This is a genomic window from Ruminococcus sp. AM43-6, assembly GCF_003461785.1.
GTDB lineage: Bacteria > Bacillota > Clostridia > Oscillospirales > Ruminococcaceae > Hominimerdicola > Hominimerdicola aceti.
The window spans coordinates 1-1,594 of the sequence record NZ_QTXU01000076.1; the positions used below are offsets into that span (position 1 = coordinate 1).

The following is a 1,594-nucleotide window of genomic DNA, read 5'->3' on the forward strand; positions in this document are numbered from 1 at the left end:
GAAACCTGCTAAGAAAAATCAATAGGCAAAATGAACAAAGTTGAGAAAAGAAGCAAAGGAAAAAACGATATAGCAAAGCTGACGTTTGAAGGAAGTATTCAAACGCCCGATGAGTATGTACCTGAGACTACAATCAATGTTCGGAGTAAAACTCCATAACCTTGCCGTAGTAAACTCGAAGGAATTTGTTAAGCCCCGCAATCATTGCTTCTTTGCCGCATTTCCCTTCGCTGCGTTTCTTCTGAATAAAGTCATAGACAGCATTGTCGGCAGGTTTGTGTTTGATTAAGGATTGCATGATCTCGTAGCCTGTTTTTCGCAGATAACTGTTTCCACGCTTGGATATATGACGCTCAGAAGCGTGGAATGCACCCGACTGATAAGGCGGAGCGTCAATGCCTGCATAGGCAATGAGAGAGTGCTTGTTTTTGAATCTGCGTACATCGCCAATTTCAGCAATGATACGTGGAGCAAGTGTATCTCCGATACAATCCATTTCCTTGACAACAGAATATTCAGGCAAGGTGTTGCAAAGATCCTGCATTTGTGCTAAAATGGTATTGCGTGATTCCTCTATTGAGTGGATCAGCTTGACGGCTTCACTAACGGCAATTTTGACGGATTGGGAGTTAGGAAGCGTAGGGATACCGTTTTGAGCAAGGGCAAGGATTTCCGCTGCCTTACGCTCGTTTAAGCGGTATCCCTTTTTCTTTGCCCATTTGCAGTAATCAGATGTAAATTTCATTTCTCCCATATCGAGAATATTCTGAAAATGAATATATCGATTGACAAACTCGGTCAGCTTGTGATTTTCGCCTTGATTTGAAAGAACATCATTGATTTTGGGCATAACTTGGTCAAGAAGATTGGAGAAGTTCACCTTTGATTTAACAAGCATACCTGTAACCTGATAATACTGACGTGCAAGAAATTTAAGTTCATCGTATATAACGTTAGAGGGATAAGCCTTAACAAGCTCGTTCCAGTATGTAATACCGAAAGATGCGATTTTAATCGAATCAATTTTATCGGTTTTTGCTCGTCTTATGCTTTGCGAGCAGAACTTCTTCATACGCAAGGCATTTACACAGCATACAAAAATGTTGTGAGAAGATAAATAGGTCGCAACAGGAAGATGATAGTGACCTGTATCTTCCATAACAACACGGGTTTCTTCATCGAATGATTTGATGAGAGAAATAAGAGAATCCAGTTCATCGGCAGTATGACCAATGTCAAAGGGTGATTCAAGTATTTCGCCGCAAGGTTTCATAATGCAAACAGTACTTTTTCCTTTTGATACATCAATTCCTACACTAATCATGATAAATCCTTCTTTCTGATATTTTGTAATGTTTCCGCTCAGGAGCTTATTAAAATTCATTTTGGTTAGTGATGCGAACGCTGCTGTAAACACAGCAGGTACAACCTGCTTAATCGAATTTTATAACAAGAAGGCGGCTGACACTTTCTATTACGAACGCTTAGTTCTAAGGAGATGACCGTCAGTCCATTACCTTCTTATTATATCAAAATAAGCATAGCCTGTCACCACTGTAGTCAGCAGTTTGGACTATGCTAATATCATACCAAA

General features: G+C 39.9%; 1 protein-coding gene. It reads right to left on the reverse strand.

The genetic code is table 11. The features are described from left to right. Positions 1-133: 133 nt before the first annotated feature. Positions 134-1,324 (reverse strand): IS110 family transposase, encoded by a 1,191-nt coding sequence (locus DW938_RS14460; protein ID WP_118125590.1) that lies wholly within the window; start codon positions 1,322-1,324, stop codon positions 134-136. Between the last annotated feature and the right edge of the window lie 270 nt (positions 1,325-1,594).

Excerpts from the sequence above, each read along its gene's own strand:
- DW938_RS14460 (WP_118125590.1), bottom strand. The coding sequence starts at position 1,324 with ATGATTAGTGTAGGAATTGATGTATCAAAAGGAAAAAGTACTGTTTGC.